This is a genomic window from Mycolicibacterium rutilum, from assembly GCF_900108565.1.
GTDB lineage: Bacteria > Actinomycetota > Actinomycetes > Mycobacteriales > Mycobacteriaceae > Mycobacterium > Mycobacterium rutilum.
In genome coordinates this window covers 1,074,109-1,090,841 of the sequence record NZ_LT629971.1, presented here as the reverse complement: position 1 = coordinate 1,090,841, position 16,733 = coordinate 1,074,109, and the positions used below count along the sequence as shown (strand labels likewise).

15 protein-coding genes and 1 pseudogene are annotated in these 16,733 nt (G+C 68.8%); 8 read left to right on the top strand and 8 right to left on the bottom strand.

Features of this window, described 5'->3' with window-relative positions:
• Positions 1-12 precede the first annotated feature (12 nt).
• Together BLW81_RS05240 and BLW81_RS05235 are read left to right on the top strand one after the other, a co-directional pair.
• Positions 13-1,602 (top strand): GMC family oxidoreductase, encoded by a 1,590-nt coding sequence (locus BLW81_RS05240; protein ID WP_083406295.1) that lies wholly within the window; start codon positions 13-15, stop codon positions 1,600-1,602.
• Positions 1,589-2,632: pseudogene (locus BLW81_RS05235) on the top strand (phosphotransferase); the annotation flags it as partial. The gene BLW81_RS05240 and the pseudogene BLW81_RS05235, both read left to right, overlap by 14 nt.
• Before the next feature lie 5 nt (positions 2,633-2,637).
• Here BLW81_RS05235 and BLW81_RS05230 read toward each other — a convergent pair.
• From BLW81_RS05230 to BLW81_RS05210, 5 genes are all read right to left on the bottom strand, one after another.
• Positions 2,638-3,486: a class I SAM-dependent methyltransferase gene (locus BLW81_RS05230; RefSeq protein ID WP_407662314.1), complete on the bottom strand. Its 849-nt coding sequence runs from the start codon at positions 3,484-3,486 to the stop codon at positions 2,638-2,640.
• Positions 3,483-3,776, bottom strand: coding sequence for a cytochrome C oxidase subunit IV family protein (locus BLW81_RS05225; RefSeq protein WP_083410342.1), 294 nt, complete (start codon positions 3,774-3,776; stop codon positions 3,483-3,485). The genes BLW81_RS05230 and BLW81_RS05225 overlap by 4 nt, the downstream gene beginning before the upstream one ends.
• Before the next feature lie 2 nt (positions 3,777-3,778).
• Positions 3,779-4,297 (bottom strand): cytochrome c oxidase subunit 3 family protein, encoded by a 519-nt coding sequence (locus tag BLW81_RS05220; protein WP_157897889.1) that lies wholly within the window; start codon positions 4,295-4,297, stop codon positions 3,779-3,781.
• A 71-nt stretch (positions 4,298-4,368) separates the two neighbouring features.
• Positions 4,369-5,118 carry a hypothetical protein gene (locus BLW81_RS05215; RefSeq protein ID WP_083406291.1) on the bottom strand — a complete coding sequence of 250 codons (750 nt, stop codon included), beginning with the start codon at positions 5,116-5,118 and terminating at the stop codon, positions 4,369-4,371.
• On the bottom strand, positions 5,115-5,858 hold the full coding sequence (locus BLW81_RS05210; protein WP_083406290.1) for a hypothetical protein: 744 nt from the start codon (positions 5,856-5,858) through the stop codon (positions 5,115-5,117). Before BLW81_RS05210 ends, BLW81_RS05215 begins: the two co-directional genes overlap by 4 nt.
• A gap of 203 nt (positions 5,859-6,061) precedes the next feature.
• Here BLW81_RS05210 and BLW81_RS05205 point away from each other — a divergent pair, with 203 nt between their 5' ends.
• Both BLW81_RS05205 and BLW81_RS05200 read left to right on the top strand, forming a co-directional pair.
• Positions 6,062-6,664 carry a TetR family transcriptional regulator gene (locus BLW81_RS05205; protein ID WP_083406289.1) on the top strand — a complete coding sequence of 201 codons (603 nt, stop codon included), beginning with the start codon at positions 6,062-6,064 and terminating at the stop codon, positions 6,662-6,664.
• 75 nt (positions 6,665-6,739) lie between these two features.
• Complete coding sequence (locus BLW81_RS05200; RefSeq protein WP_083406288.1) at positions 6,740-8,101, top strand: WS/DGAT/MGAT family O-acyltransferase; 1,362 nt, start codon at positions 6,740-6,742, stop codon at positions 8,099-8,101.
• A gap of 26 nt (positions 8,102-8,127) precedes the next feature.
• On the opposite strand, the gene BLW81_RS05195 is transcribed toward BLW81_RS05200, so the two are convergent.
• Entirely contained in the window at positions 8,128-11,325 is a 3,198-nt protein-coding gene (locus tag BLW81_RS05195) for a BTAD domain-containing putative transcriptional regulator (protein WP_235632184.1), read from the bottom strand.
• 144 nt (positions 11,326-11,469) lie between these two features.
• On the opposite strand from BLW81_RS05195, the gene BLW81_RS05190 reads away from it, so the two are divergent.
• The 3 genes from BLW81_RS05190 to BLW81_RS05180 are packed head-to-tail and all read left to right on the top strand — an operon-like array spanning position 11,470 to position 14,053.
• The gene (locus BLW81_RS05190; protein ID WP_083406287.1) at positions 11,470-12,417 is read left to right on the top strand and encodes a methylenetetrahydrofolate reductase; all 948 of its coding nucleotides are present in this window, start codon (positions 11,470-11,472) and stop codon (positions 12,415-12,417) included.
• Positions 12,414-13,169, top strand: a complete 756-nt coding sequence (locus tag BLW81_RS05185; protein WP_157897594.1) for a class I SAM-dependent methyltransferase — start codon at positions 12,414-12,416, stop codon at positions 13,167-13,169. Before BLW81_RS05190 ends, BLW81_RS05185 begins: the two co-directional genes overlap by 4 nt.
• Before the next feature lie 50 nt (positions 13,170-13,219).
• Positions 13,220-14,053: an SDR family oxidoreductase gene (locus BLW81_RS05180; protein ID WP_083406286.1), complete on the top strand. Its 834-nt coding sequence runs from the start codon at positions 13,220-13,222 to the stop codon at positions 14,051-14,053.
• Between the two features lie 9 nt (positions 14,054-14,062).
• Here the strand turns inward: BLW81_RS05180 and BLW81_RS05175 are convergent, their stop codons facing one another.
• Positions 14,063-15,310, bottom strand: coding sequence for an MFS transporter (locus BLW81_RS05175; RefSeq protein WP_083406285.1), 1,248 nt, complete (start codon positions 15,308-15,310; stop codon positions 14,063-14,065).
• The gene (locus BLW81_RS05170; protein WP_083406284.1) at positions 15,307-15,780 is read right to left on the bottom strand and encodes a MarR family winged helix-turn-helix transcriptional regulator; all 474 of its coding nucleotides are present in this window, start codon (positions 15,778-15,780) and stop codon (positions 15,307-15,309) included. The genes BLW81_RS05175 and BLW81_RS05170 overlap by 4 nt, the downstream gene beginning before the upstream one ends.
• 102 nt (positions 15,781-15,882) lie before the next feature.
• Between BLW81_RS05170 and BLW81_RS05165 the strand changes: the two genes are divergently transcribed.
• The gene (locus BLW81_RS05165; RefSeq protein ID WP_083406283.1) at positions 15,883-16,692 is read left to right on the top strand and encodes an alpha/beta fold hydrolase; all 810 of its coding nucleotides are present in this window, start codon (positions 15,883-15,885) and stop codon (positions 16,690-16,692) included.
• Positions 16,693-16,733: the final 41 nt, after the last annotated feature.

The following is a 16,733-nucleotide window of genomic DNA, read 5'->3' as shown; positions in this document are numbered from 1 at the left end:
GGAGCAGTGGTCATGGGCGGAGCCGACGACGGTGCCGGGCTGAGCCCGCACTACGACTTCATCGTGTGCGGATCGGGCTCGTCGGGATCGGTCGTGGCCCGTCGCCTGGCCGAGAACCCGTCGGTGCGAGTGCTGTTGCTCGAAGCCGGCGGTGACGACGACGTCCCCACCGTCCGCAACGCCGATCAGTGGCCGCTGAACCTCGGCACCGAGCGGGACTGGCAGTTCGTCGCCGCGCCCAATCCGCACCTCAACGGCCGGTCCATCCCGATGAACATGGGCAAGGTCCTCGGTGGCGGTTCCAGCATCAACGTGATGATGTGGTCGCGCGGCCACCGAAGCGACTGGGACCACTTCGCCTCCGAGGCCGACGACCCCCGGTGGGGATACGAGGCCGTGCTCGACATCTACCGCCGCATCGAGGACTGGCACGGCGTGCCGGATCCGGATTACCGCGGGACCGGCGGCGAGGTGTTCGTCGCACCCGCGCCCGACCCGAATCCGATCGCCCCGGCGTTCGTCGCCGCCGCCTCGGAAGCCGGCATCCCGACCTTCGATCATCCCAACGGCAAGATGATGGAAAGCGAAGGGGGCGCGGCGATCAGCGACATCCGGGTGCGCGACGGCGTGCGGCAGTCGGTGTTCCGCTCCTACACCTACCCCTACGTGGGCCGGCCGAACTTGACCGTGCTGACCGGGTCGCTGGTGACCAAGGTGACCGTGGACGGCGGGCGGGCGACCGGCGTGGAGTTCGTCCACCGGGGCCGGACCCACCGGATCGGTGCCACGTCCGAGGTGGTGCTCAGCCTCGGGGCGATCCACACGCCGAAGGTGTTGATGCTCTCCGGTATCGGCGATGCCGGGCAACTGGACGCTGTGGGTATCCCTGTCGTGCAGCACCTTCCGGGCGTCGGGCAGAACCTGCAGGACCATCCGGCGATCGGATGCGTGTGGGAGTACCGCGCGCCGATCGCGCCCCGCAACACCGGATCCGAAGCCACCTACTTCTGGACCAGCGATCCGCGGCTGGCCACCCCCGATCTGCAGACCTGTCAGATCGAGGCGCCGTTCGTGAGCGAGGAGGCCGCGCGCCGCTTCGGCGTGCCGGAGGCCGGCTGGACGATGTTCGCCGGCGTGGTCCGCCCGGCGAGCCGGGGCTCGGTGCGGCTGACCGGGCCGAGCGCCGACGACCCGGTCCGCATCGACGCCAACATGCTGTCGCATCCCGACGACGTGACGGCTGCGCTGGCCGCAGTGGAGTTGGCCCGCGAGGTCGGCAACGCGGGGCCACTGGTTGCCTTCACGAAACGTGAAGTGATGCCGGGCACTCTGACGGGCGCCGAGCTCCTTCGGTTCGTCCGCGACTCCGTGTGCACCTACTGGCACCAGAGCTGCACCGCCAAAATGGGACGCGACGAGATGTCGGTTGTCGACGGCGAATTGCGGGTGTACGGCATCGACGGCTTACGCATCGCCGATGCGTCGATCATGCCCCGGGTCACCACCGGTAACACGATGGCGCCGTCGGTCGTGATCGCGGAGCGCGCCGCTGAACTGATCGGCGACGCACACGCACTGGAGGTGACCAGTGCCCAGCACTGACGTTGTGGAGCGTCCGGCCGATCTGAGTGTCGAGTGGCTGGTCTCGGTGCTGGGGGTGCCGGTCGAGCGGTTCTCGTTCGAGCGCATCGGCACCGGTCAGATGAGCGAGTGCTACCGGATCACGTTGGGTTACGGCGAGAGCGGGCAGGGGCCCGGGTCGGTGGTGCTCAAGGTCGCGGCCACCGATGCGGTGAGCAGGCAGACCGGCCTGGCGCTGGGCCTGTATGAGCGGGAGGTGCGGTTCTACACCGACATCGCGCCGCGCATCGGCGGGCCGGTGGCGCCGTGCTATTCGTCGGCGTTCGACGCGGAGTCGGGGGCGTTTCACCTGCTGCTCGGCGACGCCGGGCCCGCGGTGGTCGGCGATGAGATCCGCGGAGCCACCGCCGAGCAGGCGATGCTGGCGCTGGCGGAGCTGGGTCGGCTGCACGGCCCGCTGCTCGATGATCCGGCGGCGGCCAGTGCGGACTGGCTCAACCGCGAGTCTCCCGTCGACCAGGCGTTGATCACGCAGCTTTACGCGGGGTTCGCCGAGCGGTATGCCGATCAGATCGCGCCCGAGCATCGGGTGGTGTGCGAGCGGCTGGTCGCCGGGTTCGACGCGTATCTCGCGGCGGAGGCCGCCGAAGACCGGGTCAAGGGTCTGGTGCACGGCGACTACCGGCTGGACAACATGCTGTTCGGTCAACAGGGCGCGGACCGGCCCTTGACGGTCGTGGACTGGCAGACGGTCGCGTGGGGACCGGCGCTGACCGACGTCGCCTATTTCCTGGGGTGCGCGCTGCCGGCCGAGGTGCGCCGCGCGCACTACGACGCGCTGCTGGAGTCGTATCACCGGGCGCTGGGTGCAAAGCTCACGCTCGACGAGGTGCGCGACGGGGTGCGCAGGCAGACCTTCTTCGGGGTGATGATGACGATCATCTCGCCCATGCTCATCGAGCAGACCGAACGCGGCGACACGATGTTCATGACGATGCTGCAAAGGCACTGCGAGCACGTGCTCGACGTCGACGCGCTCGCAATTCTGCCCCAACTTCAGCCGAACTCGAGCAGCGTGTACGCCCCGCGGTAGTTCATGACCGCCTTCGAACGCCAGACGGCCGGAAACACCTTCTCGAAGAAGAACCCTCGGCCCCGCGGCATCGGCAGGTCGTGCACGGCCCGGATCCCGGGCACCGTGCCGGCCAGGTTGGCCAGCTCTGCGGCCGACAGGCTGAACGGCATCGGCGGGACCCGGTAGCTCCGCGAGGACCGCAGCCCCTTGGGGGCGAACCGCTTCACCAGTACCGGCGGCAGGTCGAAGAGCATCCGAGCGCCTGGAAACCGCTTGGCGCAGTTGGTGATCAGCCCCATCGCGTCGTCGGGTGGCAGATACATCAGCAGGCCTTCGGCGGTGATGAACACGCCCTCGGCGGTGTCCACCCGGTCCGTCCAGGTGTAGTCCAGCGCGGACTGGGCGAGGGTGGTGATCCGCGGCGACCCCGGCAACAGCCTGCGCCGTAGTTCAATGATCGGCTCGAGGTCCACAGTGAGCCAACGGAACTGGGCATCGGGGATGCGTGCGTCCAGCCGCCAGAACGTGGTCTGCAATCCCTCGGCGAGCGCGACGACGGTGGCGCGCGGATGCTGGGCGAGATAGTCCGCGGTGGCTTTGTCGAACGCCAACGAGCGCAGCGCCATCTCCTGGCCCTTGCGGCCGAACTTGTCGAAGTCGAAGTCGATGGCGTCGACCAGCCGGATCGCCATCGGGTCGTCGATGATGGCGCGCGGGTGACGGGCTTGGTGCGCGCGGCCGTTGAGGGTCAGCAGTGCGGTCTCGGACACACCCTGCAGCGCGCTGGCGTCGATGCGGTCGGTCACCACATCGAAGCTACCCGTCGTCACACCAGGTAGATCACGAACACCGCGACCAGCAGCACGATCAGCCAGGCGTCGGTCGAGTGCTTCAGCCAGCGCGGCGCGGTTCCGACCTCCATGAAGTTGCGGATGATCAGGCGGGCCTTGATCGCGGTGAGCATCAACACCAGTGCGGTGATCGGGGTGCTGGGGTGCACGGTGTCGGTGAAGTGGGCGGGCGCCAACCACCACGACCCGACCGTGATTGCGGTGAGCGCAACCCACGTCCAGGTCATGGTGCGCGCGGTTGTGTGCGCGGCGCCGGTCGTCTCGGTCATGATCACCTCATCACGTAGAGCAGGCCGAAGATGACGACCCACAGCAGGTCGACCATGTGCCAGTACACCGCGCCGGACTCGACCAGCGAGGCGCGCCGCCGGCCGGGATTGCGCAACTCCCGCACCACCACCCCGAGCACGATCAGCCCGATCAACACGTGGATCAGATGCACCCCGGTCAGCACGTAGTAAAACGCGTAGAACATGTCGGAGTTCGTGTGACCCGCCGTGATTTTGGCGAACCACTCGTAACCCTTGACCGCCATGAACAGCAGCCCGCACCCGCCGCCGGCGTAGACGAGGCGGATCGCCTGGGCGGGGTTGCCGGACCTGGCGGCCAGTACGCTGCGGGCGACGAACCACGAACTCGTCAGCAGGATCACGGTGTTGAGCACACCGAGGTTGATGTCGAGGTGCTGCTGCGCGGCCAGGAACTCCGCGGGGTTCATGGCGCGGTAGACCATGAAGACGATGAAGTAGCCCCCGAAGATGATCAGGTCACCGAGGACCATCACCCACATGTCGACATCGCCGGGCAGGCGGCCGTTCGTCGGCTTCGGATGTGAATCAGTCTGCGTCACAGTCGTTCCCGTCAGTGCAGTCCAGGCGAATCGGCGGGTTCGCGCATGGTCGCCCGGCGCAGCAGCAGGATCAGCGCTCCCAGCCAGATGCTGAAGACCACGACCGACCACCAGAACGCCAGGGAACCGTTCCACGCGAACGGCCCCGAGTGGGCGACGAACATCTGCGTCGCGATGACCTCCGTGATGATCTGCCAGATGGTCACGTACGCGAACCATTTCGGGAAGATGTCGTTCTTGTCGTAGAGGATGGCGATCGCGAACACCAGGTACGCCACCGAGAAGCAGCCCAGTGACCCGTTGTAGGACAGCATGCCGAGGTCGTAGAGCAGGCTGACGATCTCGGGATCCCGGTCGGCCCGGAAGGTGGCGGTCAGGAAGCACACCGCCACCAGCAGGAAGCCTGGCAGCGCCCCGACCCCCATGCCGCCGATGTAGCCGTAGGCGAACACCGAGCCCACCGACATCCGCATCATGTGATAGGCGACCAGGCCGTTGGTCACCGCCGCTCCGCCGAGCAGGATCAGCAGCAGGCAGAACCCGATCTGGATGGTCAACCCGTTCTCGGCGAAGAAGTTGACCTTGTCGGCGGCGGTCACGTCGGGCCGCGGTGGCGGCGTCACCCGCGCCAGCACGCAGATGATCACGCCGAACACCGCGTACCACGCCGGGAAGAACCAGCACACCCACCGGACGTCGCGCTTACCGCCGGGGTCCTCTCCGGTCGGCGCGGCGAACCGGCGCGCGGTCAGGATGCTCACCGGATGACCTGGTCTTCGCGGGCTTGACGCAACACCGCCCGCCGCAGCACGAAGAACATCACGATCACGAACAGCGCGAAGGCGCCGTTGCGCAACCAGAACGACAGCAAGCCGTCCCAGGCCAGCGGGCCGCTCTGAAACACGGCGGCGCCTGCGGCGGGGATCATCGCGATCCCGGTGGCCAGCGAGTAGTGCCCGACCCACCGGGGAAACACTGGGTCGGGACCGTCGTCGAAGTAGACCGCGACGGCGAGCAGGACGAACTGGGTGACGGCCATCCCGACGGGCGCGATGAACACGATCCAGGCAAGATCGTTGAGTACCATCACCAACTCCGGGTTGCGCTCCGGCCGGAACGCCGCGACCAGGAAGAAGATGTTCGACAACGCGAAAATCGTTGCGCTGCTGACAATTGCGGTGAGATAGCAGTACGCGAAGACGTGGCTCTGGGTCTTCATCCGCTTCATCTGCGCGACGATCACCATGAAGAACGGCAGGATCATGATCCCGCACAGGTTGAACGTCACCTGGCTGAACCGGATCCATGCGGTGTTCTCGGCGTAGAACGCCGCCACCTGCTCGGCGCTCAGCAGCGGCGACATCGGCGGCCAGAATCCCGGGAAGGCGATCAGCGCGACCAGCAGGACGGCGCCCACCGCGGGGCCGGTCCACAGGCTCACCCACTGGGCTTTGATGTTGCCTGCCTTCGGCAGGTCCTGAACCTGCTCGAGGATCTGCACGTGTGGTGCCCTCCCGTTATGACTCAAGTCAGAAATAGCCGGCCGGTGCGGCTCGCTCGGCGCGATTGAATCGCCTGTCACAACCGATACTGTCGGCTGAACGGTATCGGCTTCGGCGCTGGAACGGAAGACTTATTTCTGATTCAAGTCAGTAATTGACCCGCTAGGCTGCGCGCAGGAGTAGCCGGAAGACGGAGCCGATAGTGCCGAAGACGGAGAAGTCGGAGCGCGCCCGAAAGGGCGTGCAGACCCGCGAGCGGCTCCTGGGTGCGGCCATCGCCGAGTTCAAGCGCGGCGGGATCGCCGCGGCCGACGTCGGCGCCATCGTCGACGCCGCCGGTGTCGCGCATGCCACGTTCTTCTTCCACTTCCCGACCAAGGAGCACGTCCTGCTCGAACTCGAGCGCCGGGAGCAGGAGCGGATGGCCGCCGAGCTCAGCCACTACTACCGCCGTGGGCATGACGTCCGCGCCACCCTCGCCAAGGCCGTCGAGGCGCTCGAAGCACTCGAGCGCCGCCTCGGGGCGCGGCTGTTCAAAGACTTTCTGGCTCTGCACTTCTCGACGACCCGGCCGCCGTCGGAGGAGTGGACGACCCATCCCGTGATCGTCGCCGTGGTCGAGGAACTGCAGCGTGCGCAGCAACGCGGCGAGATCCCGGGCGAGGTCGACGTGATGCTCAACGGGGTGTCGTTCCTGGTCGGGCTCTACGCACTGCTCATCACGATGCCCGGTTCCCGCGAGGTCCGGCGCCCTGTCATCGAGGAGTATCTGACGACATACTTGTATGGGTTGCGAGCGGTGTGACGTTTGTCGAACGCCACGGTGGGGGATGTATCCACCACGTTTGTGACGACACGAAGCACGGACAGTGGAGGTCCCATGCAGCCGATATCGCCGACCGACGCGATCTTCCTGCTCGGCGAATCACGCGAGCATCCAATGCATGTCGGGGGGCTGCAACTGTTCGAACCGCCCGAGGGCGCCGGCCCCGAATACCTCCGCGGGCTGGCCGACGAGCTGCTGTCCCAGACCGACGTGCAGCCCACGTTCCGCAAGCATCCGGCGTTCTTCGGCGGGCTGACCAACGTCGTGTGGTCCGCCGATCGGGATGTCGAACTGGACTACCACCTGCGCCGCTCGGCGCTGCCGTCGCCCGGCCGCGTCCGTGACCTGCTGGAGCTGATCTCCCGGCTGCACGGCACGCTGCTCGACCGGCACCGCCCGCTGTGGGAGGCGCACCTGATCGAAGGTCTCAGCGACGGCCGGTTCGCGGTGTACACCAAGTTCCACCACTCGCTGATCGACGGGGTGTCGGCGATGAAGGTGATGCAGCGGGTGCTGTCGCCTGACGCCACCGAAACCGAGGTGCGCGCACCGTGGAGCCTGCCGCCCCGGCGCAGCGCACCGCGCGACACCTCCGGTCCGTCGTTGCTGCAGACCCTCGGGCAGGTCGCGGGTTCGGTGGCCGGGGTCGCGCCGACCACGGTGTCGCTGGCGCGTGCGGCGCTGCTCGAGCAGCAGCTGACGCTGCCGTTCCGGGCGCCGAAGACGATGCTGAACGTGCGCATCGGCGGCGCCCGCCGGGTGGCGGCGCAGTCGTGGGCGTTGGACCGCATCAAGAAGGTCAAGGCCGAGGCCGGTGTGACCGTCAACGACGTCGTGCTGGCGATGTGCGCGGGCGCGCTGCGGCTCTATCTGGCCGATCAGAACGCGCTACCCGACACACCGCTGGTGGCGATGGTGCCGGTCAACCTGCGCACCGAACAGGACGTCGAGGGCGGCGGCAACCTGGTCGGTGCGATCCTGTGCAACCTGGCCACCGATGTCGAGGACCCCGCCCGGCGGCTGGCGACCATCGCCGCGTCGATGCGCGACAACAAGAAGGTGTACTCGGAGCTGCCGCGTACGCAGCAACTCGCGGTGTCGGCGTTTCTGATCAGCGGCCTGGCGTTCGGTCTGCTGCCCGGCTTCGTGCGCACCGCGCCGCCGCCGTTCAATCTGGTCATCTCCAATGTGCCGGGTGCGCGGGAACCCCTGTACTGGAACGGTGCTCGGCTCGACGGCAACTACCCGTTCTCCATTCCGCTCGACGGGCAGGCTCTCAACATCACGCTGGCCAACCGCGCCGAGTTCCTGGACTTTGGCTTGGTCGGCGACCGCCGCAACGTCCCGCATCTGCAGCGGTTGCTCGGGCACCTCGAGACGGCGCTGAAGGACCTCGAGCGCGCCGTCGGTTCCTGACCGCATCTCCCGCGAAGGCGCGAGGCTCAGTCGAGTTCGGACAGAAACAGCTCCGCGCGGTCGGCGTAGAGACGTGCCTCGCGTTCGAGGGACAGTGCGCGCGCCCTCTCGGCGGCCCTGCGGACAACCCCGGTAGGTTCACCTCGGGCATGCAGAAGGCGCGCGCGAAGCAGCAACAACAGACCCTCGGGATTGCGCTGCCCGTAAGCATTGAGATAGAAATCTGCCCGATCGAGGGCACCGGCCGCCGCCTCAGTCGCCCCGACGGCCAGGTGCATTTCACCGAGCAGGCCGTACCAGGTGGCAACGCACGAACGGGGCGGATCGAGCAGGTTGGCGGCGATCAGCTTCTGCGCCTCCGAAATCGTTGCATCAGTGCCCTTCCCGACCATCACCAAGGCCCAGCAGCGAGCGAGGCGCTGATAGGTGCCGAGGAAGACGAACGAAAAACTCGGATCCACCGCGATGCCCCGTCCGACAACGGGAAGTGCCCAGTCCGGATCGCCGACTATCGACGCTATCCTCGCAGTCATGCTGGCCCACACCGTAATTCGATAGGGGCTGTCGCCCGCGGTCGCTTCCAGGGTATCCAGGAGGCCTCGGGCGCCCTCGATATCCCCGTGCAGCGCGGTCACTTCTGCAAGCATCCCGGTCATCAGCAACTTCAGATCGCGGCGAACAGGATCCTCGTCGTGACGTGCAAGGTTGGCGAGCAGGGTCCGCTCAGACTGGCTCAGATAGCGGAACGCCTCGCCGATATTGCCGATGTCCCACTGATGAATCCCCCACGCCTGCAGGCCGTATGCCTTCACGATCGGGTCAGCGGAGGCATAGCCTTGTTCGAGCAGGCGGCGCGCCAGCGGTCCGCTGCGATCGAGTTCGATGCCTTGCGCATGGGCAGCCCACCTCGAGTACAGAAACCCGGTGGCTTCCAACTCGTGGCCGAGTTCGCGTGCCAGCACCTCGGCACGGGTCATCAGGTCGACCGACGCGGCACCGTACATGGATCGCATACCGACGACCGCGGTCAACTGGGACAGGGCCGCCAGCTCCAGTTCGGGCAGGCGAGCGTTGTGTGAGATTTCGACGGCAGACCGCAGGTGCCGCTCGGCGGCCTCGAGTGCGGACTTCGTCGCCGCACAGCTGCCTGCTCGCACCAACGCCGCCGCGGTGCGTTTCGGGTCGGCGAGCGGGCCGGCCGACCACAGGTGGTAGGCGAGTTGTTCGGCGACCGCTTCCTCTGCAGAGGAGACCCGTTCGAGCGCATCGGCGATCTGCATGTGCAGCTGGCCGGCGCGTCGTGGCGGAATGATGCCGACGACGGACTCGCGAACCAGGTCATGCGCGAACCGGAACGTGTACGGGTCGCCGGGAGTCGGCTCGACCGTGCCCGACGATACGAGGGCCTCGAGCCGGTCGAGGCATGTCGGCAGGTCGATACCGGCGGCTTCGGCGAGTACGTCAACCCGGACGATGCGACCGACCAGAGACGCTGCCATGAGCAGATCCCTGGTGGCGTCGTCCAGTCGGGCCAACCGATCCCGCACGAGGTCACGCACGGTGGCCGGCACTCCGGCACTGACCGCGGCCGTCGAGTCGAGTGCTCCGTTGTCGGCGAGAAAGCGCGCAAGTTCGCGCACGAAGAACGGGTTGCCTGAGGTGCGCGCGTAGACGCTGCGCGTCAGCGCCTCGTCGGGCACGCTCCCGGTCTCACGGCGGACGACCTCGGCGGCTTCGGCAACCGACAACGGGCGGACCCTGATCCGCCGGTGCCCTGCCACTCGGCTGGTCGCGGCGAGCGTGCGCGCCAACGCCGTACCGGGCGCCGGGGCGCGGTCACGCAGCGCCCCGAAGACGACTGTGGCGCTGGGCAACCGAGCCGCCAGATGAGTGAGCATCTGCAGCGACGTGTCGTCCGCCCAGTGCAGGTCGTCGAGCACCAGCAGGATCGGCCGCTGGGCCGCCGCCTCCGCCAGGACGCCGACGACACCCTCGAACAGGCGGAACTGCGTGCCGCTGTCCGGAAGGAACGAGCCGGCGAGTATGCCCTCGTGCGGCCTGATGAGCCGGCCCACGTCGCTGGCAAGCCACTTCTCCTGCGCGGCGGGTGGCAGGGTCGCCAAGACCGCGCCGACGGCTTGGACCCACGGCCACATCGACGGTGTGCCCTCACCTTCCAGCGAGTTCCCCCACACCACGAACAGGCCGCGCGAATCGGCGTCCGCGGCGGCCTCCTGCAGGACGGTGGTCTTACCCGAGCCGGGTTGCCCTTCGACGATCGCGAGACAGGAGCCGCCCTCCCCTGCGACATCGACCATCTGCCGCAGCACGGCCAGTTCTTCCGCGTGGCCGACGAGTCTGGTCGGCTGTTCTGAGTTCGATTGCGCGGCAACGGGAGCCGACGCCTGAGTCAGGACAGCGCGTTGCGCGGCCTCGAGGGTCGGCCCCGGATCGATGCCGAGGTCCTCCACGAGCCGGGTGCGCACCTCCTGGTAGACCGCCAGCGCCTCGCCCTGTCGCCCCGCCGCACCCAGGGTCGCGATGAGGCCGGCTTGTACGGGCTCGTGCAGTGGGCCGATCTCGGCCGCCAGCCGCAGCGCCGTCAGAACCCGCTCCGGGCGCCCGAGCTCTATCGCGAGTTCGGATGCGGCGACACAGGCATCGAAGAAGTCCTCGTTCAGGGAGGCGAAGACGGCCGTCGCCGCCCGGGTCTGGACGAGTCCATCACCGGCGGCGCCGGTCCACAGGTCCAACGCCTGCGCGTAATCGTCGAGTGCGGCGTCTCGTCGGTGCTCCGTCACGGCGGCCGCACCGGCGGCGGTGTATCGCCGGAACAGTGCCAGATCCAGTCTGGCCAGGCCAGCTGTGAACAGGTAGCCGTTGTTCCGCCGGAGCAGGTATGAGCCGCTTTCACGTGGCTGCAACCCGGGCTCGAGCAGCCGTCGCAGCATGCCGACGTATTTGTGCAGCACGTTCATCGCGCTGGCCGGTGCGTTCTCGTCCCAGATCAGATCGATGAGCTCGGCTGTGCTGATCGGTCGGCTCTCCCTGGCCAGCAGGAGACCCAGCAGGGCAGCCTGCTGGCGGGGGCCCGGGTCCACTTCGGCCCCGTCCCGCCAGATCCGCAGTGGTCCGAGGATCTGAAGGCGCAAAGTGTCGTCCGAGGCGACACGCGACTCGCCTCGAGCATCGACCGGACCCGTAGGCAGCGCCACGTCCGTCACTCCCAAATAGAAGACAGAACCGGGAGCTTACTGTGATAACACCGGTTACGCGGGCTACCGGACTGGCATGCTTGCGCAGGAAAAGGGCGGGGTATAGGGCAGCAGGTGGTGGACGGGAACAGGGCGCCGGAGTGTCCCAAACGCATGACGTTCGGACCGTGCGGCGGGGTACGGCCGGACGGTCAGTGCGAGATGCGTCCCGGCGCCTGTGCATTCGGTGAGGTGGTCCCGTGGTCCGGACCGCCGGTCACGCCGGTACAGACCACCGCCCCGCGGGTGCTGACCGACTTCAGCTGCCTGCCCTTCGACGAGAAGGACGTCGCCGAGACCGCCGCCGTTCTGGCGCCGTCCTGCGATGCCGTCCTGGTCGGGGAACACCAGAATCGGCCCGACTTCCCGCCCACATTGATGGGTGCTCTGCTGCTCGACGCCGGTGTGTCGCCGTGGATCACGCTGTCCTGCCGGGACCGTAACCGGGTCGTGCTCGAGCAGGAGCTGCGCGGTCTGCAGCTGATCGGTGTGCCGGCCGCGATGTGTGTGACCGGCGACGGCCGCGGCTACGACGTGCGGCCGGACGTCACGCAGACCTTCGATCTGGATGGGCCTCGGCTGGTTTCGCTCGCGGCGGCACTAGGGATGGCGGCGGCGGTGCCGGAAACACCCACCGCGCCGCCCGTGCACGCCAGGCCCGCCCGGCTGGTGGAAAAGCAGCGTGCCGGTGCCGGGGCCGCGGTGCTGAACCACGTGCCGTTTCCGGCCATGGTCGCCGACTTCATGACCGCGGCACGGGCGCAAGGGCTCACGATCCCGGTGATCGCCGCCGTCGCGGTCTTCACCGACGACGTGTCCGCCGCCGTCCTGCAAGGCCTTCCAGGGCTCGAACTCGATCCGGTGGTCACCGAAGCTGTTCTGGGAGCGGATGATCCGGTGGCTGCCGGCATCGACGCCGCGGTCGAGGAAGCCCGGCAATTGTTGTCGATCGATGGAGTCGAGGGGGTGAACGTGTCCGGTCTCGCATCGGCGTCCGGCACTCGGGTGGGCGCGGAGATCAAGGCCGAAGTCGGCCGTCGCATCAAGGAACTGGTGGCATGAGCGAGGCGATGGAGGCCGAGTTCGACACCGTCGCGGAATGGACCGCCACGGTGGCCACCGCGCTAGGCGCCGAGTACCACGTGCCCGCCGGGTGCCGCGGCAGTGGCAGCCCGGCCGCGTTGGACTGGCTGGTCGAACACATGGGGTTGCGTTCTGGCGACGCACTGCTGGACTGCGGTGCGGGCGTCGGCGGGCCGGCCGCCTACGCCGCGCGCAGCCGGTCCGTGCGGCCGGTGCTCGTCGAGCCGGAAACCGGTGCGTGCCACGCGGCGCGGCGACTGTTCGACCATCCGGTCCTGTGTGGGTCGGGGTCGGCGCTTCCGGTGGCCGACGCGGTGTTCGACGCCGCCTGGTCGCTGGGCGTGTTGTGCACGATGCCCGATCAACTCGCCCTGCTCGCCGAGCAGCGGCGCGTCGTGCGCGCCGGCGGCCCGATCGGCCTGCTGGCGTTCGTCGCCCACCGCGAGGTACCCGGCGACGTGCTGCCCGACAACCATTTCCCGACGACAGGGCGCCTCACCGACCTGATCCGGGACGCCCGCCTGCAGGTCGAGCACCAGGTCACGACGGCCGACCTGCCGGCGATCCCGGCGGACTGGAGTGAGCGGGCGCAGGCGGTCGAGGACGCGTTGGCGCAGCGGTACGGCCACACCGAGGCGTGGCAGCTGGCCGAACAGCAGAGCGGCGAGATCGGCAAGCTCCTCGAGGACGGCACGCTCACCGGCGAACTGTTCGTGCTGCGCGCAGCCTGAATCACCCTGCCAACACCTCTGCGGTAAGGGCAACGGTATACGGTGCCGGTATGAATCGAGTCTCGGTGATCACCGGCGGTGCGGGCGGTATGGGCGTAGCGACGGCCACGGTGGTCGGTCGCGACCACACGGTCGTGCTGTGCGACGTCCGCGGGGACCGGCTCGAGGGCGCGGCGCAGACGCTCGGCGGGCTCGGGATCAGCGCCACGGTGGTCAACGCCGACGTCACCGATCGCGCCGCGGTGGACCGGCTGTTCGACACCGCGACCGGGCTCGGTGACCTCGTCTCGGTCATCCACACCGCCGGGGTGAGCCCGAGCATGGGCGACGCCGAGTACGTCATGCGCACGAACGCGCTCGGCACGGTCAACGTCAACGAGGCGTTCTTCGCGACGGCCGGGGGAGGCGCGGCGATCGTCAACGTCGCATCCATGGCGGCGCACATGCTGCCCGACGAGATGATCCCGAAGGACAAGTTCCCGCAGGCGCTTTCGGATCCGGACGCGTTCATGACCGACATGCTCGCGGCGTGCGCGGTCGTGCCCGAGGAGTTGCAGTCCGGCATCTCCTACGCGTTGAGCAAGAGCTTCGTGCGCTGGTACAGCACCGCGCAGGCGGAACGGTTCAACACCAGGGGGCTGCGGATCGTGTCGGTCTCGCCCGGATCGATCGACACCGAGATGGGCCGCCTCGAGGAGAACGCCGGCGCGGGCGCCATGGTCGCCGACGCGGCCGTGCCGCGGTGGGGACGGCCCGAGGAGATGGCCGAACTGCTCGCGTTCTGCGCGAGCGAGAAGGCCGGATACCTCACCGGCACCGACATTCTCAACGACGGCGGCGTGATCGCCTCGATGACCGAACGCGCTCGCAAGGCGTCCGCGTAGCGCGCGAGATTACGCGGCGGGCACCGGTCCGGCGAGCCTGGCGGGCCGCGCCCAGATCACCATCACCAGGCACAGCGCCGCGGCCACCGCGAACGCGACATAGACGTTGAAGACGTCGGCGGTGCCACCGAGCAGGGCGGCGGCGATCGGCCGCGAACCCAGGAAGCCGACGAGCCACAGCGCCATGATGCGGCCGCGCAACTCCTCGGGCGCACGCTCCTGCACCACGGTGCCGAGCCCGGTCATCGCCCAGCCGAAGCCCAACCCGGCCAGCGCGAAACCCGCGACGGCCACCACCGGTGACATCGCGGTCGCCAGCACCGCGCAGCCCAACCCGAGGCCGGCCAGTCCGATGGACGACACCTTCGGCGACGCCATCCGACCGCGCATCAGCGCCAGCATCGCCATCCCGAGCGCCGCACCCACCCCGAACACCGCGGACAGCGTGCCCACCAGGCGCGCGTCGCCGCCGAGTTCGTCGACGATCGACGGCGTCAACGTGATCGACGAGTCCGAGGCCAGACCGACCATCGCCACCGCCAGCAGGGCGATCAGCAGCGGCCGGTCGCGCCATACGTAGCGCACCGCGACCCGGACGCGGTAGTCGGCGTCGGCGTTGCGGGCCGGCGGGGCGGGGAACCGCACCGCGACGATGACGAGCGCGAACACCAGGTGCAGGGCGGCGCTGACCGCGAACGCGGACGCCGGGCCCACGTGCGCGGCGATGTAGGCGCCCGCGGCGGGGCCCACGATGCGGCCGACCGTCATCGGAAAGCTGTTCAGCGCCATCGCCGTTGACAGTTCACCGTCGCGGATCAGGTTCGGCACGATCGACTGCATCGCCGGACCGCCGACCACGAAACCGAAACCGACCAGCAGCGTCCCGGCGAGCACGGCGATCGCGGCCGACATGCCCTGCTGCGTCGGCTCGGTGAACAGCCACGCCGCGGTGGCCCCGGACCCGAGGACGCACAGCACCCTGCCGAGCAGGATTTGCCGGGCGGGATCGCCGGTGTCGGCCCATTTACCGCTGGTCGGGCTCAGGATGAGTTGCGGCGCGAACTGGACGACGCCGACCATGCCGACCATGAGCGCCGAGCGGGTCGCGTCGTACATCACGATCGCCGCGACGATGCCGTGCGTCCACACCGCGACGACCGAGAAGATCTTGCCCCAGAACAGGCCGCCGAAGACCGGGTCGACGATCAACCCGAACGCGCCGCGCGCGGCCGGGCGGGCCGTGGCGTCGGCGGTCACCGGGCTGCCGCGCGTTCGAAGCGTTCGGCCAGCCGGTCGAGCAGGTCGACGAGGGTGTCGACGTTCGCGTCGGGCCAGTCGGCGATGGTCTCGGCGACCAGTTCGCGGCGTCGCTCCGTCACCGTCTCCAATGCGCGGCGCCCGGCGTCGGTGAGCACCAGTGTGCAGCGGCGCTGGTCCTCGGCGGCGAACGCCTTCTCCACCAGGCCGGCGGCCACCACGGCGCCGACCGACCGGCTGGCGGTCGAATGCTCGACGGCCATGAACTCGGCGACGTCGCCGATCGAGGCGCCGCCGGCGGGATGGCTCTGTTCGACCGCGCGCAGCACCCGCAGCGTCGACGCATTGGCGACCGGGCCGGTGCGGTCCAGGATCCGGTCCCGCCAGCTCGGCCGCTGCCGGGCCACCGCGATGCGGGTCAGCAGATCGTCGAGACGGTCGTAGCGGGACACGGACACAAAAGCATGCATAGCACATGCATATATCCCGGGTGAAATCGTCGAACCGACGACTGGGGCCGCCGGCTGTCATGATCTTGACGACGACACCGGCAGCCGACCGAGGGACATCAGATGGAGCTTTCCCGCAGGACGTTCGCCGGCCTGGCGGTCGGTACGGCGGTCGCCGCCGCGGTGGCGGGTCGCGCGCCCGCGCGGGCGGAGACCCCGGTCGACGACATCCCGCTGGCGCAGACCCGCGCCCGCAGCGTGGTGCTCGTGCACGGCCTGTACGCGGACGGGTCGTCGTGGATCGACGTTGTGCCGCACCTGCAGAACGCCGGGCTGAGCGTGGCCGTCGTGCAGAACCCGTTGACAACGCTGGCCGACGCGGTGGCCGAGACACGTCGGGTGCTGGCGCTGCAGCCCGGGCCGACGGTGCTGGCCGGCCACTCTTGGTCGGGCACGTTGATCAGCGAGGTGGGCGTCGACCCGGCCGTCAGCGCGCTGGTCTACATCGCAGCCCGCGCCCCCGACGCGGGCGAGGACTTTCCCGCGCTGGCCAAGCGGTACCCGACACCGCCCGCATCGGCGGGCGTCGTGGTCACGCCCGACGGTTATGCGCAGCTGAGCGAACCGGCCTTCCTCACCGATTTCGCCGGCTTCGTTCCGCCCGAGCGCGCCCGGGCGCTCTACGCCGTGCAGGGCCGCAACAGGGTCACGCTGCCGTCCGAGCGCACCACGGTCGCGGCCTGGCGCGAAAAACCCTCGTGGTACCAGGTTTCCGCGCAGGACCGCACGATCGACCCCGACCTGGAGCGGTTCCTGGCCCACCGGATGGGCGCGCACACCATCGAACTGGACACGTCGCACCTGTCGTTGATCACCGAACCGGGCCGGGTCGCGCAGCTGATCCTGGCCGCCGCCGGCGTGCCGGGCGGCTGACGGCGCGCACAGCAGATCGTCGGGTGGCGGTGGAAGGATGG